The sequence below is a fragment of the Streptomyces sp. NPDC088097 genome (assembly GCF_044741845.1).
Taxonomy (GTDB): Bacteria; Actinomycetota; Actinomycetes; order Streptomycetales; family Streptomycetaceae; genus Streptomyces.
The window spans coordinates 765,458-788,727 of the sequence record NZ_JBIUTJ010000004.1 but is presented as its reverse complement, the minus strand read 5'-3'; the positions used below and the strand labels follow the sequence as shown (position 1 = coordinate 788,727).

The following is a 23,270-nucleotide window of genomic DNA, read 5'->3' as shown; positions in this document are numbered from 1 at the left end:
GCAACCGTTTCCCCCGGACGTGCGTCAAGTTGAGGGAGAAGCGGCGGGTACACCCGAAGCCATTCGGATGGCGTAGGGAGTGGACCCTCCGGTTGCCCCACCCTTTCGTCACCCCCCTAGACTGGGAATCCAGCAGGTGGCTACACGCTCGAAAGGCGCCCCCGTGTCCATCGGCAACGCCAACTCCCCCGAAGAAGAGCGGCCTTCGACCGACGACCGGTCCGAGGACCGCATCGTCGAACGTTCCGTCGAAGAGCCGTCCATCGGGACGGTCCTCAAGAAGGCCCGGATCGCCGCCGGGCTCACAGTCGACGAGGTCAGTTCCACCACCCGCGTGCGCATCCCGATCGTGCACGCGATCGAAGAGGACGACTTCACGCGGTGCGGCGGCGACGTGTACGCCCGCGGTCACATCCGTACCCTCGCCCGCGCCGTGCACCTCGATCCGGCACCCCTGATCGACACCTACGACGCGGCCCACGGCGGCCGGCCGGCGCCCACCCCGGCCGCGCCGATGTTCGAAGCCGAGCGCATCCGCCCCGAACGGCAGCGGCCCAACTGGACCGCCGCCATGGTCGCCGCCATCGTCGCCGTGATCGGCTTCGTCGGCTTCACCGCCTTCAAGGGCAGTGACGACCAGGGCAAGCACCCGGTGGCGGAAGGTTCCGCCTCCCCGCAGGCCGCGCCCAAGCAGCCCGCGGGCAAGCCGGCAGCACCGCAGCAGACCCCGAAGGCGCCCAAGCCGGAGCCCTCCGACAGCGCCATCGCGGCGGCTCCCAAGGACCTCGTCACCGTCGTCCTGACGGCCGACACCGGAGAGAGCTGGATCTCCGCCAAGGACCACAGCGGTCGACTGCTGTTCGACGGCACCCTCGCGCAGGGCGAGTCGAAGACCTTCACGGACAAGGAGTCCGTGGACCTGGTCCTCGGCGACGCGGGAGTGGTGAAGCTGTTCGTGAACGGCAAGGAGATCAAGGACGACTTCCAGGCGGGACAGGTCCAACGTCTCACCTACACCAAGGACGACCCCCGCCAGGGTCAGGCCCAAGCGGGCTGACCAGCACGGAACGAGAAATTCCAGATCCCCGGGATCCCGTACGGCTCCGGCCGTCGGGCCCGGGGATCTTCCGTTGGGGGGACGGGCGGCGGGGGCCGCCGTCGGGACGAAGTAGTCTTGAGTCCATGCCCGAACGCCGTACCGTCGCCCTTGTCACTCTTGGCTGCGCCCGTAACGAGGTGGACTCGGAGGAGCTCGCAGGCCGCTTGGCGGCGGATGGCTGGGAGCTCGTCGAGGACGCCGCGGACGCGGACGTAGCCGTCGTCAACACCTGTGGCTTCGTCGAAGCCGCCAAGAAGGACTCCGTAGACGCCCTCCTGGAAGCCAACGATCTCAAGGATCAGGGGCGCACCCAGGCCGTCGTCGCGGTCGGCTGCATGGCCGAGCGCTACGGCAAGGAACTCGCCGAAGCCCTCCCCGAAGCCGACGGGGTCCTCGGTTTCGACGACTACGCCGACATCTCCGACCGCCTCCAGACGATCCTCAACGGGGGCATCCACGCCTCCCACACCCCGCGCGACCGGCGCAAGCTGCTGCCGATCAGCCCCGCGGAGCGCCAGGACGCCGCCGTGGCCCTGCCCGGTCACGCGCAGGAGCCCGCCGAGGCCCCGGCCGACCTGCCGGACGGGCTCGCCCCCGCCTCCGGGCCGCGCGCGCCCCTGCGCCGCCGCCTGGACAAGAGCCCCGTGGCCTCCGTCAAGCTGGCCTCCGGCTGCGACCGCCGCTGCTCCTTCTGCGCCATCCCGTCCTTCCGCGGCTCCTTCATCAGCCGCCGCCCCAGCGACGTGCTGGGCGAGACGCGCTGGCTCGCCGAGCAGGGCGTCAAGGAGATCATGCTGGTCTCCGAGAACAACACCTCCTACGGCAAGGACCTGGGCGACATCCGCCTGCTGGAGACCCTGCTGCCGGAGCTGGCCGAGGTGGACGGCATCGAGCGCGTCCGCGTCAGCTACCTCCAGCCCGCCGAGATGCGGCCCGGCCTGATCGACGTACTCACCTCGACCCCCAAGGTCGTCCCGTACTTCGACCTGTCCTTCCAGCACTCGGCCCCCGACGTGCTGCGCGCCATGCGCCGCTTCGGCGACACCGACCGCTTCCTGGAACTGCTCGACACCATCCGCTCCAAGGCCCCGCAGGCCGGCGTCCGGTCCAACTTCATCGTCGGCTTCCCCGGCGAGAAGGAGTCGGACTTCGCCGAGCTGGAGCGTTTCCTCACCCACGCCCGCCTCGACGCCATCGGCGTCTTCGGCTACTCGGACGAGGACGGCACCGAGGCCGTCACCTACGAGAACAAGCTGGACGCGGAGACCATCGCCGAGCGCCTCGCCCACATGCAGCGGCTCGCCGAGGAACTGACCTCCCAGCGCGCGGAGGAGCGGATCGGCGAGACTCTGGAGGTGCTCGTCGAGACCGTCGTGCCCCTCGACGAGGCCGAGGAGGGCGAGGGTGCCTACGGGCGCGCAGCCCACCAGGCCCCCGAGACCGACGGTCAGGTCGTCTTCACGGACGGCGCGGGACTGGTCCCCGGGCGTATCGTCACGGCAAAGGTGGTCGGCACCCTGGGCGTGGACCTGGTGGCCGAGCCCCTGGGACTGGAATTCGAGGAGGCGACCGGATGACCGGAGTCCCGGCATCGACGGCGGGCGGGACCGGCCGCCGGCCCGCGCCCGGCGCGAAGCTCGGGGCCGCGGCCGTCAATCAGGCCAGCCTGTGGAACATCGCCAACATCCTGACGATGATCAGGCTCGTCTTGGTGCCGGGATTCGTCATGCTGCTGCTCGCCGACGGGGGCCATGACCCCGTCTGGCGGGCGCTCGCCTGGGCCGCCTTCGCCGTGGCCATGATCACGGACATCTTCGACGGGCACCTCGCCCGCACATACAACCTGGTCACGGACTTCGGCAAGATCGCCGACCCCATCGCCGACAAGGCGATCATGGGGTCGGCACTGATCTGTCTGTCCTGGCTCGGGGACCTGCCCTGGTGGGTGACCGGCGTGATCCTCGGGCGGGAGCTGGGCATCACGCTGATGCGCTTCTGGGTCATCCGGTACGGGGTGATCCCGGCCAGTCGGGGCGGCAAGCTGAAGACCCTGGCCCAGGGCACCGCGGTGGGCATGTACGTCCTCGTGTTGACCGGGCCGCTCGCGACCTTGCGCTTTTGGGTGATGGCCGTCGCCGTCGTGCTGACCGTCGTCACCGCTTTGGACTACGTCCGTCAGGCCGTCGTGCTGCGCCGGGCCGGTCTGCCCGTGGAGCGGGCCGCTCAGTGACGCAGGGGCCGGGGGAGGCGTCGCAGGCCGCTCAGGGGGCCGCCGACGCCACGGGGACGGCCCGGGTGGCCGAGGACGTCCTGCGCCTGCTCGCGGAGCGTGAGCAGACGCTCGCGGTGGCCGAATCGCTGACCGGCGGCATGGTGGCCGCCGAGCTGACCGGCGTCCCGGGGGCCTCCCGGTCCTTCCTCGGCTCGGTCACGGCGTACGCCACCGAACTGAAGCACCGGATCCTCGGGGTGGACGCGGAGCTGCTCGCGGCCGAAGGGGCGGTGAACGCCCAGGTGGCGGCCGAGATGGCGGCCGGAGTCAGAACGCTGACCGGCGCCTCGTGGGGGATCGCGACGACCGGAGTGGCCGGTCCGGAGCCCCAGGACGGCCGACCGGTGGGCACCGTCTTCGTCGCCGTCGCGGGTCCGACGGGCAGGAAAACGGTCCGGCTGAGGTTGAACGGCTCCCGGACGGAAATTCGTAGGGAGAGTGCACGGACAGTGCTCGAACTCCTCTCGAGCGAACTCCGCGAGAATCTGCGGGGGCAGGATACGGAACAGAACGGGGGGATTTGATGTTTGCAGCCCTGAGTGAACACGACATCGCTCCCCGCACGGCCGCGGCGCGAGGCGGTACGGTGGGGCGTGAAGGTTACGGCTACACGGTCAGAGGAGGGAGCCACCGATGATTCTGCTCCGTCGCCTGCTGGGTGACGTGCTGCGTCGGCAGCGCCAGCGCCAGGGCCGTACTCTGCGCGAAGTCTCCTCGTCCGCCCGAGTTTCGCTCGGCTATCTCTCCGAGGTGGAGCGGGGGCAGAAGGAGGCATCCTCCGAGCTGCTCTCCGCGATCTGCGACGCGCTTGACGTACGGATGTCCGAGCTGATGCGTGAAGTCAGCGACGAGCTGTCGCTGGCGGAGCTCGCGCAGTCGGCCGCCGCAAGCGAACCGGTGCCGGCACCGGTGCGCCCGATGCTCAATTCGGTCTCCGTGGCCTCGGTCACGGGCGGTCCGGAACGGGTGACCATCAAGGCACCCGTGGAAGCGGTGAACGTCGTAGCCGCTTGAGCGTGCACATGAGCTTGTGAGCGTGGCGAGAGCCCCGGAAGGTGCGTGAGCACCGGCCGGGGCTCTCTGCCGTGCGCGTCGTATGCGGTTCCCGCGTCGTGTGCGGTCCTCGCCCGGAACGTTCTGGGTGCGGGGTCGGGAGCCGTGCGGGAGGATGGGCCCGTTCGGGAACCGGCCCGATGGGAGGTGGCCGTGCGGCGCTTGCTCATACCCCTCGCCCTGGCGATGGGGGCCCTGTGGTGGTGGGCCGTCCTGCGGCTGGCGCTGGCCCCGGGCGGGGCCGGGCCGGTGGAGGGCGCGGTGGCGGTGGGAGGCTGGGGGCTGGGTCTGCTGCCGGTGCACTGCACGCGGCGAGGACCCGTACGTCGGCGTCGGGAGGCCGCGGAGCGGAGCCGGGAGGCCGCGGCGCGGAGCGCGGACGCTACCAGGGCATCGACACTCCGCCGTTCGGACGCAGGATCTGGCCCGTCATGAAGGACGAGGCGTCCGAGGCCAGGTAGAGCACCGCCCGGGCGACGTCATCGGGCTCCCCGACCCGACGCAGCGGGGACATCCGGATCATGGCGGCCTCGGTCTGCTCCTGGACCTCGGGGCTGTGGCGGCCGGTCATCGGGGTGCGGATCCACCCGGGGGCGACCGCGTTGACGCGGATGCCGTGGGGGCCGCTCTCGGTGGCCAGGGTCTTCGTCAGTTGCACCACGGCCGCCTTGGCGGCGCTGTAACAGAGCAGTCCGGGCTGGGCGGCGTCCACGGCGCCGGAGGCCATGGTGACCACCGAGCCGGGGCGCCCGGCGGCGATCATGGCGCGGACGGCCTCCTGGCAGGTGCGCAGGACCCCCTTGAAGTTGACGTCCAGGATCCGGTCGAGGTCCTCGTCGGTGGTCTCCAGCACGCTGCTGGTGTGCATGACGCCGGCGATCGCGGCGGTGATGTCCAGGGGGCCGGCCGCCGCGACGGCGGCGCGCAGGGCGGCGCGGTCCGTCACGTCCAGGGGGTGGGCGGTCGCGGCGCCGCCGGCCTTCGTGATCAGGGCGCAGGTCTCGGCGAGGCCCGGCTCGTCGCGGTCCGCGCAGTGCACGGCCGCGCCGGAGGAGGCGAGCAGGACGGCGGTGGCGCGACCTATGCCACTGGCGGCTCCGGTGACGAGCGCGGTGCGGCCGGTGAGGTCGTACGGGGCGGTGGGTGTGGGCATGCAGGGACCGTACGAGCGGATCTGACGGGCCGTCAACTATGCGGGCGGTACCGGACCGGACTGGCAGCGCGGACACCAGTACGTGGGGCGGTCGTCCTGCGCCGCCTCACGGATCGCAGTGGCGCAGCGCAGGCAGGGTCGACGGGCGCGGCCGTAGACGAACAGCTCCCGGCCGGGGCGGTGGATTCCGGTGGTGTTGCGCCGGGCGGGGCGGTCCCCGATGTTGGCGGCCAGCAGGCGGTGGGCGGCGCCGGCGAGGCGGACCAGGGTGACGGGTGGATCGGGGAGGTCGCCGACGGGGGTCCAGGGGGTGACCCCGGCCAGGAAGCAGAGCTCCGACTTGTAGATGTTGCCGATGCCCGCGAGGTTGCGCTGGTCCAGGAGGGCCTCGCCCAGGGGGCGCGTCGGCGCGGCGAGGAGGCGCGCCGCGGCCGCGTCGGGGTCCCAGTCGGGGCCGAGGAGGTCGGGGCCGAGGTGACCGACCGCCCGGCCCTCCTCCGAGGTTCGCAGCAGCTCCAGCACCGGGAGGCGGTACCCGACCGCGGTGGAGTCGGCGGTGGCCAGCACGGCCCGGATCTCGTGGACGGGGCCGCCGTGCCACCGCTCGTCGGGGGCGAAGACGCGCCAGGCGCCGTCCATCCGGAGGTGGCTGTGGAGGGTGAGGCCGCCTTCGATGCGGGTCAGGAGGTGCTTGCCCCGGGGGAGGACCTCCAGGGTGGTGCGGCCGGTGAGGTCGGCGGTGGCGAAGCGGGGCACGCGCAGGTCGAAGGTGGTCAGGGGGCGGCCGGCGAGGGCGGCGTGGAGGCGGGCCGCCGCGCGGTGGACGCTGTCTCCTTCGGGCATGGGGACATTGTCGCGCGGGGCCGCGGGCGGGTGGGGGTGCGGCGGGGCGGGCGTCTGGGGTGTCGGCGCGCGCCGGCGCTCTCGTACGGGGTGGCCCTGGTGGGGGGCGTCTCGGGCGGTGGCGCCGTCACGCGCGGACCCCCTGCGGCGGGGGCGCCGCCGCAGGGGGTCCGGGGGTGGGTCCGTGGGTCCGGGGCCGGTGGGCCCGCGGGTTTCCGGCCGGGCGGGGCCCGGTCGGTCGCCCGTTACTTCCAGACGAGTTCCTTGTTCTTGCTCAGCGAGTTGTAGGGGTCGCCCCAGTACTCGGCCGCGGAGATCTTCGTCTGGGCCGAGGGCGCCAGGGCCACGGCGCAACTGGTCTGCGTCCGGCCGTTGGTGAAGCCCTTCGGCAGGCTCTCGTTCGGGCACTTCTCGAACGTGCCGATGATCGACACGCCCTGGGCCTCGCTGCCGTCACCGAGGAGGCCCTTGATGTGGCCCACGGAGGAGAACGACAGGTCCGTCGTGCCGGTGTTCTTGACCGAGTAACGGATGTAGTAGGGGATCATCCCCTTGACCTTGTCACCGAGCTTGAGCGCGTCCAGGTCGGCCGGGGCGCCCTGCTCGATCGCGGTGACGGTGAGGGCGATCTGGCCGCCCTTGTTGCTGCCGTAGCTGAACGGGATCTGCGCGGCCTCACCGATCTTGAACGTCTGGCCCGACTTCGCGGTGCCGCCGGCCCCGGCGACCGGGTCCCCGGTGGAGGCCGCGGAGGCGCTGGGCGCCGCCGAGGCGCCCGGTGCTCCGCTCGCGTACGGGTCGGCGGAGGACGGGGCGGCCGAGCCGGCGGGGGTACTCGGCTGCGCCGGGGTCAACTCCTCGTTGCCGTCCTTGCAGCCGGTGAGGACGAGGGTGCCCGCGACTGCCAGGCCGATCGCGCCCACGGTGGTTTTGCGCATGCTGAAGGTGCTCACTTTTCTGTTCCCCCATGTAGGAAAGCCGTTCGCACAGCGTCGAGTGCGACGTGTGTGATCACCTTGATAAAGCATGAATAAGTACTTCGACCGCTCCAGGGGCCTCTGGCAGCGGTTTCGTGACATGCCCAAGACATACGTGTCCGGGCTGAGACCGGTCGGCGGCCACCGGCTCCGCCTGCGGAGCCCCTCAGTCCCGCAGCCGCAGCCCCCTCGGTGTGGCGTGGAAACCGGCCGCCTCCAGGGTCGCCCCCAGCGGGGAGGTCAGGGCCGCCGACGCGTTGATCCGCTCCACCGTCAGGGCCGGTACGCCGCCCACGCGCGAGCCCGCCACCACGGCCTCCGTGGCCGCCGCCAGCCGCGGGTCCCCGGCCTCCGGCCAGGCCAGGAGGGTCTTGCCGCCCCGCTCCAGGTACAGGGTCAGCTCGCCGTCGACCAGCACCACCAGGGAGCCCGCCTTGCGGCCCGGCTTGTGGGTGGCCCCGGCCGGAGGCTCCGGCCAGGGCAGGGCGGCCCCGTACGCGTTCGCCGGGTCGGCCGCGGCCAGGACCACCGCCGCCAGCGGGGGCGGATTCCGCTCGGCAGCCCGCAATCGGTCCACCGCCCCGTCCATCGCGAACTGGGCGGCGCCCAGTCCCTCGACCACGTACCCCCGGCGGGCCTGGCCGCTGTCCTCGAAGGCCGACAGCACCCGGTAGATCGCGCTGAACCCGCCCTCGATCCCCTCCGCCGCCACCGCACCTCGCGTGACCACCCCGTGGCGGTCCAGCAGGGTGCGGGCCAGGGCGTGCGCGCGGTGCGTGGGGTCCGGAGCCTGCTCGGGGAGCAGCGACCAGCGGCCCGAGACCGTGGGCGGCCCGGTGCGGGAGACGGTCGCGCTCAGGGTGCCGTACCGGCCGCGGGGGACCGTACGGCGTGCCCGGTGCGCGGTCGCGCCCGCCGTGCGGCCGGAGCCAAGCAGGGAGCGCAGCGGGGCCAGGGTGTCGTTGGTCAGCCGGCCCGACCAGGCCAGGTCCCAGACGGCGGAGGACAGGTCCAGGTCGGAGGCCTCGGGATGGTCGGCGCGGACCGCCTCGGTCAGCTGCCGGAAGAAAAGGGCGTGCCCGGAGGAGAGGGCCTCCAGGACCGCCCGGTGCAGGGGGCCCGGATCCAGTGGGTGCGGCGGGGGGAGCAGCAGGGGCGCCGCGTCCGCCAGGTACAGGGAGATCCAGCCGTCCTTGCCGGGCAGGGCTCCCGCGCCCGCCCAGAGCACCTCCCCGGTCGTGGTCAGCTCGTCCAGCAGGGCGGGGGAGTACCCCGTCACCCGGGAGGGCAGGATCAGCCGCTCCAGCGCCGAGGCCGGGACCGGGGCGCCTTGGAGCTGCTCGACGGCGCGGGCCAGCCCGTCGATCCCGCGCAGGCCGCCGCCCAGGTGCTGCCACTGGGGCAGGAAGGTGGCCAGCGAGGCGGGCGGGACCGGCTCCAGCTCCTGGCGCAGCGCCGCCAGGGAGCGGCGCCGCAGCCGGCGCAGCACCGTCGCGTCGCACCACTCCTGACCGATGCCCGCCGGGTGGAACTCGCCCTGGACCACCCGGCCGGCCCCCGCGAGCCGGTGCAGGCCGCCCTCGGTGACCGCCGCGCCGAGGCCGAAGCGGGCCGCGACGGCGGCGGTGGTGAAGGGGCCGTGGGTGCGCGCGTAGCGGGCCAGGAGATCGCCGAGGGGGTCCTTGACCGGTTCGGTGAAGGCCTCCGGGACACCTACGGGCAGGGCGGTGCCCAGGGCGTCGCGCAACCGCCCCGCGTCCTCGATCGCCGCCCAGTGGTCCGCCCCGCCGATCCGGACCCGGATCGCGCGCCGGGCCGTCGCGAGGTCCGGAGCCCAGTCCGGCTCGGCTCCGCGCGCCGCCAACTCCGCCTCCGTCAGCGGGCCGAGCATGCGCAGCAGGTCCGCCACCGACTCGGCGTCCTTGGCGCGCCGGTCCTCGGTGAGCCACTGGAGCTCCCGCTCCAACTCCTCCAACACCTCGGCGTCGAGCAGTTCGCGCAGCTCCGCCTGGCCCAACAGCTCCGACAGCAGGCGGGAGTCCAGGGAGAGCGCCGCCGCGCGCCGCTCGGCCAGCGGCGAGTCCCCCTCGTAGAGGAACTGGGCGACGTAGCCGAACAGCAGGGAGCGGGCGAAGGGGGAGGGCTCGGGTGTGGTGACCTCGACGAGGCGGACCCGCCGGGCCTCGATGTCCCCCATCAGCTCGACCAGGCCGGGAACGTCGAAGACGTCCTGGAGGCATTCGCGTACGGCCTCCAGCACGATCGGGAAGGAACCGAACTCGGAGGCCACCTGGAGCAGTTGCGCCGCGCGCTGGCGCTGCTGCCACAGCGGGGTGCGCTTGCCCGGGCTGCGGCGCGGCAGGAGCAGGGCGCGGGCGGCGCACTCGCGGAAACGGGAGGCGAACAGCGCGGAGCCGCCGACCTGGTCCGTGACGATCCCGTTGACCTCGCCCCGGTCGAAGACGACGTCGCCGGCGCCGAGGGGGGCCTTCTCGTCGTCGAACTCGAAGGAGCCCACGTGGGCCGGGTCGTGGTCGAGCAGGTCCATCCCGAGCAGGTCGGCGTCCGGCAGGCGCAGCACGATCCCGTCGTCCGCGTGCATCACCTGGGCGTCCATCCCGTACCGCTCGGCGAGGCGGGCGCCGAGGGCCAGCGCCCACGGGGCGTGCACCTGGGCGCCGAACGGGGAGTGGATCACGACCCGCCAGTCGCCCAACTCGTCGCGGAACCGCTCCACGAGGACGGTCCGGTCGTCCGGGACGTGGCCGCACGCCTCGCGTTGCTCCGCGAGGTAGGCCAGCACGTTCTCCGCGGCCCAGGCGTCCAGGCCGGCCGCGAGCAGCCGCAGCCGGGCGTCCTCGGGGCCGAGCGCGCCCAGTTCGCGGAGGAAAGCGCCCAGGGCACGGCCCAGTTCGAGGGGGCGGCCGAGCTGGTCGCCCTTCCAGAACGGCAGCCGGCCGGGCACTCCGGGGGCGGGGGTGACCAGGACCCGGTCGCGGGTGATGTCCTCGATCCGCCAGGTGCTGGTGCCCAGGGTGAACACGTCGCCCACGCGGGACTCGTAGACCATCTCCTCGTCCAGCTCGCCGACCCGGCCGCCGCCCTTCTTCGGGTCGGAGCCGGCGAGGAAGACGCCGAACAGGCCGCGGTCGGGGATGGTGCCGCCGGAGGTGACGGCGAGGCGCTGGGCGCCGGGGCGCCCGGTGATCGTCCCCGCGACCCGGTCCCACACCACCCGGGGCCGCAACTCGGCGAAGGCGTCGGAGGGGTAGCGGCCCGCCAGCATGTCGAGCACGGCGGTGAACGCCGACTCGGGCAGCGCGGCGAAGGGCGCGGCCCGCCGCACGAGCGCGAGCAGCTCGTCCATCTGCCAGGTGTCCATCGCGGTCATCGCGACCACCTGCTGGGCGAGCACGTCCAGCGGGTTGGACGGGACGCGCAGGGCCTCGATGGAGCCGGTGCGCATCCGCTCGGTGACCACGGCCGCCTGGACGAGGTCGCCCCGGTACTTGGGGAAGACCACCCCGGTGGAGACCGCGCCCACCTGGTGGCCCGCGCGGCCGACGCGCTGGAGCCCGGAGGCCACCGACGGCGGCGACTCCACCTGCACCACCAGGTCGACGGCGCCCATGTCGATGCCCAGCTCCAGGCTGGAGGTGGCCACCACGGCGGGCAGCCGGCCGGCCTTGAGGTCCTCCTCCACCTGCGCCCGCTGCTCCTTGGACACCGAACCGTGGTGGGCGCGGGCCATCAGGGGCGGGGCGCCCTGGGCGGCGCCCGACTGGGCCATGATCTCGGCCGGGGGAGCGCCCTCCGGCAGGGCCCGGCCGGTGGCCCGTTCGTAGGCGATCTCGTTGAGCCGGTTGCAGAGGCGCTCCGCGAGGCGGCGGGAATTGGCGAACACGATGGTCGAGCGGTGGGCCTGGACCAGATCGGCGATCCGCTCCTCCACATGGGGCCAGATCGAGGGCTTGTCGCCGCCCTCGCGGCCCTCGGAGGCGGGGGAGCCGCCCAGTTCGCCCATGTCCTCGACCGGGACGACCACCGAGAGGTCGAACTCCTTGGTCGAGGGCGGCTGGACGATGTCCACCTTCCCGCGCGGGGCGAGGTAGCGGGCCACCTCCTCCACCGGGCGGACCGTCGCCGACAGCCCGATCCGGCGCGCCGGCCGCGGCAGCAGCTCGTCGAGCCGCTCCAGGGACAGGGCGAGGTGGGCGCCGCGCTTGGTCCCGGCCACCGCGTGCACCTCGTCCAGGATCACCGTCTCGATCCCGGCGAGGGCCTCCCGGGCCGCCGAGGTCAGCATCAGGAACAGCGACTCCGGGGTGGTGATCAGGATGTCCGGCGGCCGGGTCGCCAGCGCGCGCCGCTCCGCCGGCGGGGTGTCCCCGGACCGGATCCCCACCCGGATGTCCGGTTCGGGCAGCCCCAGCCGGGCCGACTCCTGCCGGATGCCCGTCAGCGGGCTGCGCAGGTTGCGCTCGACGTCCACCGCGAGGGCCTTGAGCGGGGACACGTACAACACCCGGCAGCGCTTCTTGGGCTCGGCGGGCGGCGGCACCGAGGCGAGCCGGTCCAGCGCGGCGAGGAAGGCCGCGAGGGTCTTGCCGGAGCCGGTGGGCGCCACGACGAGGACGTCGGAGCCCTCCCCGATCGCCCGCCAGGCGCCCTCCTGCGCGGCGGTCGGCGTGGCGAAGGCCCCCGTGAACCAGGAGCGGGTTGCGGGGGAGAACGAGTCGAGCGCAGCACCTGCCATGCCCCCATCGTGCACCCGGGCACCGACAACGGGCCGGACCTGGGAGAACGCCGTACGCCGGCGGGGCGCAGAATGGGGAGATGGGCACGGACGCGCGGGGCGAGACCGTCGGGCCGGCGGGACCGTTCGGGCCCGCCGGACCCGCTTCCGGCGCGTCCGCTTCTGGCACGGCCGGTTCCGGTGCGGCCGACTCCGGCGCTTTCGTCTCCGCCGGGCCCGCCGAAGGGCGGCGCGAGTGGGCCCGGCACTGGCAGTACGACCGGCTTCCCGGGCTGGACCTGCTGCGCGCCCACTACGTCCGCCACACCTTCCCCCGCCACGCCCACGACGGGTACGTCATCGCGGCCGTCACCGGCGGCATCGAGGAGATCGGCCTGCCCTCGCGCACCGTACGGGCCGGCCCGGGCAGCGTGGTCCTGATCAACCCCGAGGTGGCGCACACCGCCCGCGCCGGGGTCCCCGAAGGCTGGGCGTACGCCACCCTCTACCCCTCGCGGGCCCTGATCGCCGAGGTCGCCGACGAGCTGGCCGCCCTGCGAGGCACCCCGGGCTTCACCGTCGACATGGTCGCCGACCCGGCGGGATCCCGGGCCATCACCGAGGTCCACCGGGCCGCCGAGGCGGGCAACGCCCTGGCCGCCGACACCCTGCTGCGCGGGGTGGTCGCCCGGATGCTCGGCCGGCACGCGGGCCCGCTGCCGGCCCGTACCCCGCGGGGCGCGGGCGCCGCCGACGCCGAACGGGCCCGGGCCGTCCTGGAGGGGCGGATGGCGGACCCGCCCTCGTTGGAGCAGCTCGCGGCGGAGCTGGGCACGAGCCCCTTCGCCCTGCTGCGGGCCTTCCGCGCGCGCTACGGCATGCCCCCGCACACCTGGCTCACCGACGCCCGGGTCCGCCGAGCCCGACGGCTCCTCGACGCGGGCGCGCCGCCCGCCGAGGCGGCCGTCACCGTCGGCTTCACCGACCAGCCGCACCTGAACCGGCACTTCACCCGCATCGTCGGGGTGCCGCCGGGCGCGTACCGGCGGGAACGCGCCGCGGGCTAGGGGGCTGGTGGATCACGGTCGCCCCGGTCCCGGTCCCGGTCACCGCCCCCGGTCCCGCCTGCCGCTTCGTACCTCCGCGTCCGCAAGAACGTACAAGACCCGGCCGCGTCGGTCCGCGTACGTTCGAGGGGTGGGAGATCAACGGATGATGACGCAGGAGACCCCCCAGGGGGTCGCCGACGGACGGCCGAGGGCCGCCGTCGTACGGGACGCGCTCGGGGTGGGGGTGGCCGTCGGGCTGTCCGGGTTCGCCTTCGGGGTGACCGCGGCCGGGGCCGGGATCAGTACGCTCCAGGCCTGCGTGCTGAGCCTGCTGGTCTTCACCGGCGCCTCGCAGTTCGCGCTGGTCGGCGCGCTCGCGGCGGGCGGGAACCCCTTCACCGCCGCCGCCGGGGCCTTCTTCCTCGGCACCCGCAACGCCTTCTACGGGCTGCGGCTGTCCCAGCTCCTCGCGCTGCCCCGGCCGCTGCGGCCGCTCGCCGCGCACTGGGTCATCGACGAGACCACCGCCGTGGCGCTCGCCCAGCCCGACCGGAAGTCGGCCCGTCTCGGCTTCACCGTCACCGGGCTCTCCCTCTACGTGCTGTGGAACCTCACCACGCTGCTCGGCGCGCTCGGCGCCGAGGCCATCGGGGACACCGCCGCCTGGGGGCTGGACGCCGCCGGACCCGCCGTGTTCCTGGCGCTGCTCGCGCCGATGCTGAAGACCTCCACCGAGCGGGCCGTCGCCGTGCTCGCCCTCGTCCTGGGCCTGGGCTTCCTGCCCTTCCTGCCCGCCGGGGTGCCCGTACTGATCGCCGCGCTGGCCGCGCCCGCCGTGCTCTGGCTGAAGGGACGCCGCTCGTGAACGTCTGGACCGCCATCGGGATCACCGTCGTCGGTTGCTACGCCGTCAAGCTCGCCGGACTGCTCGTGCCGGCCGGGGCCCTGGAGCGGCCCGTCGTGCGCAGGCTCTCCGCCCTGCTGCCGGTCGCGCTGCTCGCCGCCCTCACCGCCCAGCAGACCTTCAGCACCGGCCACGAGCTGGTCCTCGACGCCCGGGCCGCCGGGCTCGCGGCCGCCGGGATCGCCCTGCTGCTGCGGGCCCCGTTCCTCCTCGTGGTCGCCGCGGCGGTGGTGGTCACCGCGGGCGTGCGGGCCCTGGGAGGCTGACGGTCGGGCCCAGCGGCCGCCCGTAGGCCCGCAGCGTCAACAGGGCCTCCAGGGTGGCGATCGGCCGCCGCTCCAGGGAACTGCCCGGCGCCCAGGCCCGGCGGTGTAAGGGCCAGCCGCCGTCCGGCTGTTGGTCGGCCGCCAGGAAGTCCAGCGAACGGCCCAGCTCCTCGTCGGTGAACCAGCCCCGGGCCAGGGAATCCGGCCGGCGCGCGTAGTCGTGCGGGAACAGCCGCTCGCCCGGCGCGTGCCCGGGGAAGGGCGGGTACTCCTCGGGCCGGCCCGGGTCGAGCACGGCCAGGCGCCGCTCGCGCACGAGCCGGCCCAGCCGGTCGGCCGCCGCCGAGGCGCGGGCCCGGTCGGGGACGCCGTCGAGGAAGGCCACCGCGCTCTGGATCTCGTACGGATCGCCCTGGCGCAGGTTCTCGACCCGGTCCCAGCAGAAGTCCGTGGCCCGGAACAGCCACGCGTGCCAGATCCGGTTGCGGTGCAGCAGCCCCACGACGGGCCCCGTGGTCAGCAGCTCGCCCGGCGGATCGTCGCGCACCGGGTGGTAGGGCGCGGTCGGATGGTCGCGCGGGCCCGGCCGGAGCAGGGGGAGCGCCCCGTCGGGGGTGGACACCAGGGTCAGGTGACGGCACAGCCTCTCGATGCGCTGCCCGGCGCAGCGGCCCAGGCCGTCGAGGATCCGCAGGGCGTGGGCCGCGTGCGGGGGCTGGCTCAGCGGTCCGCGCAGATCCGGATCGAGGGCGTGTCCGTAGCCCCCGTCCGCACCGAGGTAGGCGCCGAGGGCGGCGTCGACGGGGTCGGCGTCCCCGCCGAGGAAGTGGAACGCGAACCGGCGCTGCTCCAGCACCCGGGCCGTGAGCCAGATGAACTGCTCGGCGCGGGCCAGCGCGGCCGGTGCGACGGCCGGGGCCGGCGCGGGAGCTTCGTCTCCAGGCATGCGTGCCACCGTAGGGCGCGGGGGGCGGGCCGCAGGGGCGGAACGGGGCCGGTGCACTCTCCGGAGCGGGATACTGGAGTCATGCGGTTGACGATTTTCTGGGAACGGATGGCGGAGCACTTCGGTCCGGGCTACGCGGACTCCTTCGCCCGGGACCACGTGATGACGGAACTCGGCGGGCGCACCGTGCACCAGGCCCTCGACGCGGGCTGGGAGGCCAAGGACGTGTGGCGCGCGGTGTGTTCGGCGATGGACGTCCCCGCCTCGCTGCGCTGACACCGGGGCCGTATGCCCGTGAACCCGGCAGGTGGGACACACTGGACGGCGTGGCAGCGACAGACGACGACACCATCCGCCCGCCCGCGACCGAGCGGGCCGCGAGGATCCCCTCGCCCGCCGGAACCGTGGACACACCGGCCCAGGACGGCCCCGGGGCGACGGGGGCGACCGGCCCCGCGGCACCCGCCGGAGCGGGCGTCCCGGACCCCGAGGGTCCCGGAGGGCGTCCGCCCGCCGGCGCCCGGGTCGGGGGAGAGGCGCGGATGCCGAGGTGGCTGCCGCGCGCGGTGATCCTCGTCCTGGCCCTGATCGCCTGCTTCCAGCTCGGCAGCTGGGCCTTCCACCAGCTCATCGGGCTGCTGGTCAACATCCTGATCGCGTTCTTCCTCGCCCTCGCGGTCGAGCCCGCCGTCGCCAGGATGGCGGCCCGCGGCATGCGCCGCGGACTCGCCACGTTCCTGGTGTTCGTCGGGGTGTTCGTCGCGGGCGTCGGCTTCGTCGTGCTGCTCGGCTCGATGCTCGCCGGACAGATCGTCGACATGGTCGAGAGCTTCCCGGGCTACCTCGACTCGGTGATCAACTGGATCAACGCCACCTTCCACACCGATCTGTCCCGGCTGGAGATCCAGGACAGCCTGCTGCACTCCGACTGGCTCCAGAAGTACGTGCAGAACAGCGCGAGCGGGGTGCTGGACGTCTCCACCACCGTGCTGGGCGGCCTCTTCCGCCTGCTGACGGTCGGCCTGTTCTCCTTCTACTTCGCCGCGGACGGTCCGCGACTGCGGCGCGCGCTGTGCTCCGTACTGCCGCCCGCCAAGCAGTCGGAGGTGCTGCGCGCCTGGGAGATCGCCGTCACCAAGACGGGCGGGTACCTCTACTCGCGCGGGCTGATGGCGCTGATCTCCGGGGTCGCGCACTACGTCCTCTTCGCGCTGCTCGGCATCCCGTACGCGCCCGCGCTCGCGGTGTGGGTCGGACTGGTGTCCCAGTTCATCCCCACCATCGGCACCTACCTGGCGGGCGCCCTGCCGATGCTGATCGCCTTCACGGTCGACCCCTGGTACGCGGTGTACGTGCTCGGGTTCGTCGTCGTCTACCAGCAGTTCGAGAACTACGTGCTCCAGCCGAAGCTGACCTCGAAGACCGTGGACATCCATCCGGCGGTCGCCTTCGGATCGGTGATCGCGGGCACCGCCCTGCTGGGCGCGGTCGGGGCGCTCATCGCGATCCCGGCCGTCGCCACGCTGCAGGCCTTCCTCGGCGCCTACGTGAAGCGCTACGAGGTCTCCGAACCGGCGCCCGCGCCGGTCGCTACGCGCCGGGCGAGATGGTCACGGTGGCCAGGTAGGCGCTGATCGCCTCCTCGCAGGCGGCCTTGTCGAGGCCGGCTCCGCTCAACACGCCGTTGCCGTCCTCCAGCTCGACGAGGGCCAGCAGCACGTGCTCGGTGCCCACGTAGCCGTGGCCCAGGCGCAGGGCCTCGCGGAAGGTGAGCTCCAGGGCCTTCTTCGCGCGCGCGTCGAAGGGGACCAGGTCCGGGACGGGGTCGGCGGAGGGGGCGGGCAGGGCGGCGGTGACGGCGGCGCGCACGTCGTCCACCGAGAGCCGCGCGGGGCGCAGGCCCGCGACCCAGGCGCCCTGGGGCTCGGCGAGCAGGCCCAGCGCCAGGTGCTCGGGACGGATCTCGGTGTGGCCGGCCGCGCGGGCCTCGTTCTGGGCGCTGACCACGACGTTGCGGGCGCGGGGGGTGAACCGGCCGAAGCCCTGGTTCGGGTCGAGGCCGGGGTCGCCCTCCTTGTCCGCCTTGGGGACGAAGCGCTTCTGCGCCGCCTGACGGGTGACGCCCATGCTCCGGCCGATGTCGGTCCAGGAGGCGCCGGAACGGCGGGCCTGGTCGACGAAGTGGCCGATGAGGTGGTCCGCCACGTCACCGAGGGCCTCGGCGGCGACGACGGCGCCGCTGAGCTGCTCCAGGGTGTCGGTGTGGACCTTCTTGATGGCCTCGATCAGGTCGTCGAGGCGTACCGGGTTGGTCATGCGAACGGGTTCCACGTCGGGGTTCGTCATGACTGCAACCCTAGGTTGACACCTGGGGGGTGTCAACCTCTGGTTGTCAGTCGGGGTGCGACCGTCAGGCGGTCGGCTGCGGCGCGGTGGTCAGCAGGCCGAGCAGCTCGTCCATCTCGTTCCGCCAGAGGCGGTGGACGTTCATCCGGGTCGGCTTCTGCTGTCCGGGCAGCTGGATCCGGAAGGAGCTCCAGACGGCGTTGCGCTTGATCTCGGTGATCGTGCCGGCGACCTGCGCGGGCGGTATCGCGAACACGATCTCCTGCGGGCGGTTGCTCATCCGGCTCGCCTTGTGGAGGACCACGGCCTGCTCGGTGACGGTGACGAAGTAGTAGCTGAGGAACGCCTGGCCGATGAGGCCGAGCATGCTCATCAGCCACACGCTGGGGCCCGCGACGGCCTGGATCGTGACGAGGGGTCGGTCGGTGGGGTTCGCCTGGGTGAGGGCGTCGGCCACCTGCTGCTGGATCGTGGCCTTCTTGACGGCCATGGGTCCTCCTGAGCGGAAATTCGCGTCCCCCGTCGTCGGGGGCACCGCAGAGTATCGGCCGGCCGGGGGCGGTTTCGGGCCGGCCCGGGGGAGTGGTTCATCCGTCCCGGTATCGGCAACGGCGGGCCTCTCGGGGGAGTTGCCAGGTTGGGGCGGTGATCGTCCGGGGCGCCTCGTTCGCCCTGTCGGCCAACGCCGATGGCCCTCTTGTGAGTTGGGTGCGACCGTTTGAGAATGCGCATGACAACCGGAGGATCTTCGGTCGCATTCGTCATCCAGAGGGGAACCCCCACATGCCCCACGCACCCAAGTCCCGCACGCCCCGCGCCGGAAAGCCCGTTGCCGGCGTCCTGCTCTCGCTGCTCCTGACCGGAGCGGCGGCGGCGCCGGCGCTGGCCGCCACCCCCCAGGACACGGACCGGGCGAGCGCCCCGACCGCGCAGGCCGTCGCCGTCACGTACGCGGGCACGGTCGCGCTCAGCAACTGTTCCGGCTCCGTCGTCCGCGCGCCCGGCTCCCAGCCCGGAGACCCGGCGCTCGTCCTGTCCAACGGGCACTGCCTGGAGACCGGCTTCCCGGCCGCCGGCGAAGTACTCGTCAACCGCGCCTCAAGCCGCTCCTTCTCTCTGCTCAACGCCGCCGGCTCGAAGGTCGCGACCCTGCGCGCGAGCAAGATCGCGTACGGGACGATGACGGACACGGACGTCTCGCTCTACCAGCTGACCAAGACCTACAGCCAGATACAGAGCCAGTACGGCATCAGCGCCCTGACCCTCAACGACGTCCGCCCGACGCAGGGTTCGGCGATCAAGGTGGTGTCCGGCTACTGGAAGCGGACCTACAGCTGCAACGTGGACGGGTTCGCCTACCGCCTCAAGGAGGGCGCCTGGACCTGGAAGGACTCGGTCCGCTACACCTCGTCCTGCAACACCATCGGCGGCACCTCGGGCTCCCCGGTGATCGACACGGCGACCGGCAAGGTCGTGGCGGTCAACAACACGGGCAACGAGGACGGCCAGCGCTGCACGGACAACAACCCGTGCGAGGTGGACCAGAACGGAACCGTGACGGTCCGCCAGGGCATCAACTACGCCCAGGAGACGTACATCCTCGTCCCCTGCATCGGCCCCGGGAACCAGATCGACCTGAACCGCCCCGGCTGCGCCCTGCCGAAGCCGTGACCCCCGGCCTCGCCTGAGGCCCCCGCCCGACCGGCCCCGTCGACGACCACCGCCGACGGGGCCGCGGGTCTGTGCGGGCCCCGCGCGCGGGGTGCTCGACGCCTATGACGGGCCGGTCGTCGTCACCGCCCGTCCGCCGTCGCGCCACACCAGCGTGTAGCGCCAGAACAGGCGCCGGCGCACCCGAACGCCGGGCAGGACCCGGCGGGCGTCACGAACGACGTCGGCGAAACACATGGCCGCGGGAAAGGTGGGAGCGGTCATCGAGGCCGGCCGCGGCGCCGTGCGGCCCTTGTTCTTGGCCCAGGCCATGGCGACGTTCGCGGGAACGGCGGCGGCGCCGATGAGGTGATCGCCGCGTGACCGCGCCCGGGCGACCCCGACGACGACCAGGGTCCCGCCGGGTGCGAGGTTCCGGCGGAAGTGGGTCAGGGCGTCGGAGAACGGCAGATGATGGACGGCGGCGACGCACGTGACCACGTCGTAGGGACCGGGAGGCGTCCCGGTCAGCGCGTCCGCGACGACGAACCGCACCGGGGCGGCGGCCGGGGTGAGCTCCCGCGCCCGAGCGGTGATCGCGGGGTCGGCGTCCAAGCCCAGCACCGAAGTGGCGCGCGCGGCCAGGAGCCGCGCCAGGTCGCCGCTCCCCGACCCGACGTCCAGGGCCCTGCCGAAGCGCCGGGGCAGCTGCCGCAGGATCCACCGGTGGTAGTGGGCGTTGTGGTCCCACGGGTGGGCGGCATGGAACCGGTCGAGCGCCCGGAGGGCGCGGGTCAACAGTGTCGTCATGCCGTCAAACCGCCCAGGGGCGGTCCGGGTGCGAGTGAGGGCGGGCCGACGCGGCGGTCCGACTTCCGTGGCGAGCGGTCGGGGCCCGGTGGCGCCGGACGGCCCGCCGCTCGGTGGGGGCGGCGTGGTGCGCTTGACAGGGAAATCGAACATCCATTCTGATGAGTTATCCACAGCCGCAGGGGGTGTGGGAGCGCATTGTCAGTGGCAGGCGTTAGCGTCAATGGCGTGAAGCGATCGACTCAAGCAAATCGGGTGGAACCCATGGCAGGCACCGACCGCGAGAAGGCCCTCGACGCCGCTCTCGCACAGATTGAACGGCAATTCGGCAAGGGTGCGGTCATGCGCCTCGGCGACAAGCCGAACGAACCCATCGAGGTCATCCCCACCGGGTCGACCGCGCTGGACATCGCCCTCGGAGTCGGCGGGCTGCCCCGCGGCCGTGTGGTCGAGGTGTACGGCCCCGAGTCCTCCGGCAAGACGACCCTGACCCTGCACGCCGTGGCCAACGCACAGAAGGCCGGCGGCACCGTCGCCTTCGTGGACGCCGAGCACGCCCTCGACCCCGAGTACGCCAAGGCCCTCGGCGTCGACACCGACAACCTAATCCTGTCCCAGCCGGACACCGGCGAGCAGGCGCTGGAGATCGTGGACATGCTGGTCCGCTCCGGCGCCATCGACCTCATCGTGATCGACTCCGTCGCCGCGCTCGTGCCGCGCGCGGAGATCGAGGGCGAGATGGGCGACTCGCACGTGGGTCTCCAGGCCCGTCTGATGAGCCAGGCCCTCCGCAAGATCACGGGTGCGCTGAGCCAGTCCAAGACCACCGCGATCTTCATCAACCAGCTCCGCGAGAAGATCGGCGTCATGTTCGGCTCGCCGGAGACCACCACCGGTGGCCGCGCGCTGAAGTTCTACGCCTCCGTCCGCCTGGACATCCGCCGCATCGAGACCCTCAAGGACGGCACGGACGCGGTCGGCAACCGCACCCGCGTCAAGGTCGTCAAGAACAAGGTCGCGCCGCCGTTCAAGCAGGCCGAGTTCGACATCCTCTACGGCCAGGGCATCAGCCGCGAGGGCGGCCTGATCGACATGGGCGTGGAGCACGGCTTCGTGCGCAAGGCCGGTGCCTGGTACACGTACGAGGGCGACCAGCTCGGCCAAGGCAAGGAGAACGCCCGCAACTTCCTCAAGGACAACCCCGACCTCTCCGACGAGATCGAGCGGAAGATCAAGGAGAAGCTGGGCGTGGGCATCCGCAAGCCCGCTGCCGAGACCACCGCGGACGCGGCCGCCGCTCCGGCGGACGCCGCCGCCGTGCCCGCCCCGGCGTCGAAGGCCAAGACGACGGCCAAGGCCGCCGTGGCCAAGAGCTGACCCGTGCGGGAGCAGGAAAGGGGCGGCGCGAGCGGCGGCCGTGAGGGCCGTCAGGAGCTGCCGCCCCAGAGTCCCGAAGAGCAGGCGCGGGCGATCTGTCTGCGCCTGCTCACCGGGATGCCGCGTACGCGACGGCAACTCGCGGACGCCCTGGCCAAGCGGGGCATCCCCGATGAGGTGTCGGAGGAGGTCCTCTCCCGGTACGAGGAGGTGGGCCTCATCGACGACGCCGCCTTCGCCGGGGCCTGGGTCGAGTCCCGCCACCGGGGCCGCGGGTTGGCCCGTCGGGCGCTGGCGCAGGAACTGCGGACCAAGGGGGTGCACACGACCCTCGTCCAGGAGGCCCTGGAGCAGTTGGACTCCGCGCAGGAGGAGGAGACCGCCCGGGAGCTGGTGGAGCGCAAGCTCCGCTCGACCAGGGGCCTGGAGCGGGACAAGCGTCTTCGGCGCCTCGCCGGGATGCTCGCCCGCAAGGGATACCCGGAGGGCATGGCCCTGAGGGTGGTCCGCCGGGCCCTGGAGGCGGAGGGCGAGGACGCCGACGACGCCCTGGGGTACCCCGGGGACTGAGGACGGACGGGGCCACGCGGGACCGTGGCCCGGGTCGGGGATGCGGGGGAACTCCGACCCTGCCCGGGGCGGCTCCTGTCCGCCGGAGCGGAGCTACCCGCCCCGGCGGAGCGGACCGGAGCGCCGGACACCGCACCGGCCGGAGCCGGAGCCGTCACACCGGGCCCGCCGTCGCGCGGGCCCTTCGTTGTGGATCCGGGCCGGGGCCCGGCAACTCCCGCGCCGCGCGGCGCCGGGAGCGGGTCAGGCCGGAGGAGTCACCGGGAGGCCGGCCGACTTCCACGCCTGGAAGCCGCCCGTCAGATCGGTGGCCCGGCGCAGGCCCAGCGCGTGCAGGGAGGCGGCGGCCAGCGAGGAGGCGTAGCCCTCGTTGCAGATGACCACCACCCGCAGATCGTGCCCGGTGGCCTCGGGGAGGCGGTGGGAGCCGAGCGGGTCCAGGCGCCACTCCAGCTCGTTGCGCTCGACGACGACCGCTCCCGGGATCAGCCCGTCGCGCTCGCGCAGCGCCTGGTAGCGGATGTCCACCAGCAGCGCCCCGGCCCGCGAGGCCTCGTAGGCGGCCTGCGGCTCGATCCGCGCGTAGCCCGCGCGGATCCGCTCCAACAGCTCGTCGATGCCGACGCCGGCGGCGCTCACTGCCAGTCCGCCGGACGCTCGACGTGCTCCAGCCGCAGCACAGGGCCGGTGCGGCTGTACCGGCGGATCTGCGGCAGGGGCGGGTAGTAGGCGTGGACGGAGATCGCGTGCTCGGAGTCGGACTCGTTGAGCACCTCGTGCACGTGGTGCTCACCGAAGGCCCGGCCGATGCCCGCGCCGAGGCCGCGCGTGCGGTCCACGTCGGCGCTGAGTTCCAGGGACCGCCAGCCCTCCGAGGGCAGGCGTACGGCGAGGGAGTGCTCGGTGAGACGGCCCCGGGCGGTCACGAAGGCGCCGCGCGACTCGGCGTGGTCGTGCCAGCCGGTTCCGGTGCCCGGCGGCCAGCCGATGAGCCAGGCCTCACTGCCGCCGGGACCGTCGAGCCTGATCCAGGTACGGCCCTCGGGGTCCAGCGGCAGGGAGTCGACGACCGCGGGATCGGAGGCCGTGCGCAGGGCGAAGGCGAGGAGCTCCGCCGAGGTCGGGCCGGCGGGGGCGGAGGTGGACGCGGGAGCCGGGGCGTGCGTCGGTGTGGGCGCAGACATGGAGATGACCGTCCTGGAGTTCGCGGAGGTGCGCGC

The 23,270-nt window shown here is 73.3% G+C and carries 24 protein-coding genes; 14 read left to right on the top strand and 10 right to left on the bottom strand.

Annotated elements, in window-relative coordinates:
• Positions 1 to 163: 163 nt before the first annotated feature.
• From ACIOD1_RS17335 to ACIOD1_RS17310, 6 genes are all read left to right on the top strand, one after another.
• Positions 164 to 1,057 (top strand): RodZ domain-containing protein, encoded by an 894-nt coding sequence (locus ACIOD1_RS17335; protein ID WP_365616237.1) that lies wholly within the window; start codon positions 164 to 166, stop codon positions 1,055 to 1,057.
• A gap of 125 nt (positions 1,058 to 1,182) precedes the next feature.
• Entirely contained in the window at positions 1,183 to 2,676 is a 1,494-nt protein-coding gene (gene rimO, locus ACIOD1_RS17330) for a 30S ribosomal protein S12 methylthiotransferase RimO (RefSeq protein ID WP_365616239.1), read from the top strand.
• A complete protein-coding gene (gene pgsA / locus ACIOD1_RS17325; RefSeq protein ID WP_401903037.1) occupies positions 2,673 to 3,329 on the top strand; it encodes a CDP-diacylglycerol--glycerol-3-phosphate 3-phosphatidyltransferase in 657 nt (218 codons plus the stop codon). Before rimO ends, pgsA begins: the two co-directional genes overlap by 4 nt.
• 65 nt (positions 3,330 to 3,394) lie before the next feature.
• A complete protein-coding gene (locus ACIOD1_RS17320; protein WP_401903094.1) occupies positions 3,395 to 3,895 on the top strand; it encodes a CinA family protein in 501 nt (166 codons plus the stop codon).
• A gap of 109 nt (positions 3,896 to 4,004) precedes the next feature.
• Complete coding sequence (locus tag ACIOD1_RS17315) at positions 4,005 to 4,385, top strand: helix-turn-helix domain-containing protein (RefSeq protein ID WP_007266936.1); 381 nt, start codon at positions 4,005 to 4,007, stop codon at positions 4,383 to 4,385.
• A 225-nt stretch (positions 4,386 to 4,610) separates the two neighbouring features.
• Positions 4,611 to 4,859: a hypothetical protein gene (locus tag ACIOD1_RS17310; RefSeq protein ID WP_401903092.1), complete on the top strand. Its 249-nt coding sequence runs from the start codon at positions 4,611 to 4,613 to the stop codon at positions 4,857 to 4,859.
• On the opposite strand, the gene ACIOD1_RS17305 is transcribed toward ACIOD1_RS17310, so the two are convergent.
• The 4 genes from ACIOD1_RS17305 to ACIOD1_RS17290 form a co-directional block, all read right to left on the bottom strand.
• A complete protein-coding gene (locus ACIOD1_RS17305) occupies positions 4,807 to 5,577 on the bottom strand; it encodes an SDR family NAD(P)-dependent oxidoreductase (RefSeq protein WP_401903035.1) in 771 nt (256 codons plus the stop codon). The two genes, ACIOD1_RS17310 and ACIOD1_RS17305, sit on opposite strands and share 53 nt — an antisense overlap.
• 36 nt (positions 5,578 to 5,613) lie before the next feature.
• Complete coding sequence (locus ACIOD1_RS17300; RefSeq protein ID WP_401903032.1) at positions 5,614 to 6,420, bottom strand: DNA-formamidopyrimidine glycosylase family protein; 807 nt, start codon at positions 6,418 to 6,420, stop codon at positions 5,614 to 5,616.
• A gap of 245 nt (positions 6,421 to 6,665) precedes the next feature.
• On the bottom strand, positions 6,666 to 7,373 hold the full coding sequence (locus tag ACIOD1_RS17295) for a hypothetical protein (RefSeq protein WP_365616247.1): 708 nt from the start codon (positions 7,371 to 7,373) through the stop codon (positions 6,666 to 6,668).
• 190 nt (positions 7,374 to 7,563) lie between these two features.
• Complete coding sequence (locus ACIOD1_RS17290) at positions 7,564 to 12,153, bottom strand: ATP-dependent helicase (protein WP_401903030.1); 4,590 nt, start codon at positions 12,151 to 12,153, stop codon at positions 7,564 to 7,566.
• Between the two features lie 80 nt (positions 12,154 to 12,233).
• Here ACIOD1_RS17290 and ACIOD1_RS17285 point away from each other — a divergent pair, with 80 nt between their 5' ends.
• The 3 genes from ACIOD1_RS17285 (at position 12,234) to ACIOD1_RS17275 (ending at position 14,351) form a co-directional block, all read left to right on the top strand.
• Complete coding sequence (locus ACIOD1_RS17285; RefSeq protein ID WP_365616251.1) at positions 12,234 to 13,199, top strand: AraC family transcriptional regulator; 966 nt, start codon at positions 12,234 to 12,236, stop codon at positions 13,197 to 13,199.
• A gap of 145 nt (positions 13,200 to 13,344) precedes the next feature.
• A complete protein-coding gene (locus ACIOD1_RS17280) occupies positions 13,345 to 14,046 on the top strand; it encodes an AzlC family ABC transporter permease (protein ID WP_365616253.1) in 702 nt (233 codons plus the stop codon).
• On the top strand, positions 14,043 to 14,351 hold the full coding sequence (locus ACIOD1_RS17275) for an AzlD domain-containing protein (protein WP_401903027.1): 309 nt from the start codon (positions 14,043 to 14,045) through the stop codon (positions 14,349 to 14,351). The genes ACIOD1_RS17280 and ACIOD1_RS17275 overlap by 4 nt, the downstream gene beginning before the upstream one ends.
• Here the strand turns inward: ACIOD1_RS17275 and ACIOD1_RS17270 are convergent.
• Complete coding sequence (locus ACIOD1_RS17270) at positions 14,320 to 15,297, bottom strand: hypothetical protein (RefSeq protein ID WP_401903025.1); 978 nt, start codon at positions 15,295 to 15,297, stop codon at positions 14,320 to 14,322. The two genes, ACIOD1_RS17275 and ACIOD1_RS17270, sit on opposite strands and share 32 nt — an antisense overlap.
• A gap of 81 nt (positions 15,298 to 15,378) precedes the next feature.
• On the opposite strand from ACIOD1_RS17270, the gene ACIOD1_RS17265 reads away from it, so the two are divergent.
• On the top strand, positions 15,379 to 15,573 hold the full coding sequence (locus ACIOD1_RS17265; protein WP_365616259.1) for a DUF3046 domain-containing protein: 195 nt from the start codon (positions 15,379 to 15,381) through the stop codon (positions 15,571 to 15,573).
• 266 nt (positions 15,574 to 15,839) lie between these two features.
• Positions 15,840 to 16,931 (top strand): AI-2E family transporter, encoded by a 1,092-nt coding sequence (locus tag ACIOD1_RS17260; RefSeq protein ID WP_365616840.1) that lies wholly within the window; start codon positions 15,840 to 15,842, stop codon positions 16,929 to 16,931.
• On the opposite strand, the gene ACIOD1_RS17255 is transcribed toward ACIOD1_RS17260, so the two are convergent.
• Together ACIOD1_RS17255 and ACIOD1_RS17250 are read right to left on the bottom strand one after the other, a co-directional pair.
• Positions 16,888 to 17,643 carry a Clp protease N-terminal domain-containing protein gene (locus ACIOD1_RS17255; protein WP_365616261.1) on the bottom strand — a complete coding sequence of 252 codons (756 nt, stop codon included), beginning with the start codon at positions 17,641 to 17,643 and terminating at the stop codon, positions 16,888 to 16,890. The genes ACIOD1_RS17260 and ACIOD1_RS17255 overlap by 44 nt on opposite strands.
• Positions 17,644 to 17,707: 64 nt before the next feature.
• A complete protein-coding gene (locus ACIOD1_RS17250; RefSeq protein WP_365616263.1) occupies positions 17,708 to 18,133 on the bottom strand; it encodes a hypothetical protein in 426 nt (141 codons plus the stop codon).
• Between the two features lie 293 nt (positions 18,134 to 18,426).
• On the opposite strand from ACIOD1_RS17250, the gene ACIOD1_RS17245 reads away from it, so the two are divergent.
• On the top strand, positions 18,427 to 19,314 hold the full coding sequence (locus tag ACIOD1_RS17245) for a serine protease (protein WP_365616265.1): 888 nt from the start codon (positions 18,427 to 18,429) through the stop codon (positions 19,312 to 19,314).
• A gap of 102 nt (positions 19,315 to 19,416) precedes the next feature.
• On the opposite strand, the gene ACIOD1_RS17240 is transcribed toward ACIOD1_RS17245, so the two are convergent.
• Complete coding sequence (locus ACIOD1_RS17240; RefSeq protein ID WP_401903020.1) at positions 19,417 to 20,103, bottom strand: class I SAM-dependent methyltransferase; 687 nt, start codon at positions 20,101 to 20,103, stop codon at positions 19,417 to 19,419.
• A 264-nt stretch (positions 20,104 to 20,367) separates the two neighbouring features.
• Between ACIOD1_RS17240 and recA the strand changes: the two genes are divergently transcribed.
• Both recA and recX read left to right on the top strand, forming a co-directional pair.
• Positions 20,368 to 21,480: a recombinase RecA gene (gene recA, locus ACIOD1_RS17235; protein WP_365616269.1), complete on the top strand. Its 1,113-nt coding sequence runs from the start codon at positions 20,368 to 20,370 to the stop codon at positions 21,478 to 21,480.
• A gap of 3 nt (positions 21,481 to 21,483) precedes the next feature.
• The gene (gene recX, locus ACIOD1_RS17230; protein ID WP_365616270.1) at positions 21,484 to 22,050 is read left to right on the top strand and encodes a recombination regulator RecX; all 567 of its coding nucleotides are present in this window, start codon (positions 21,484 to 21,486) and stop codon (positions 22,048 to 22,050) included.
• A gap of 243 nt (positions 22,051 to 22,293) precedes the next feature.
• Here recX and ACIOD1_RS17225 read toward each other — a convergent pair whose 3' ends face one another.
• Positions 22,294 to 22,689, bottom strand: a complete 396-nt coding sequence (locus tag ACIOD1_RS17225; protein ID WP_365616271.1) for a rhodanese-like domain-containing protein — start codon at positions 22,687 to 22,689, stop codon at positions 22,294 to 22,296.
• Entirely contained in the window at positions 22,686 to 23,234 is a 549-nt protein-coding gene (locus tag ACIOD1_RS17220; protein WP_365616273.1) for a cysteine dioxygenase, read from the bottom strand. Before ACIOD1_RS17220 ends, ACIOD1_RS17225 begins: the two co-directional genes overlap by 4 nt.
• Between the last annotated feature and the right edge of the window lie 36 nt (positions 23,235 to 23,270).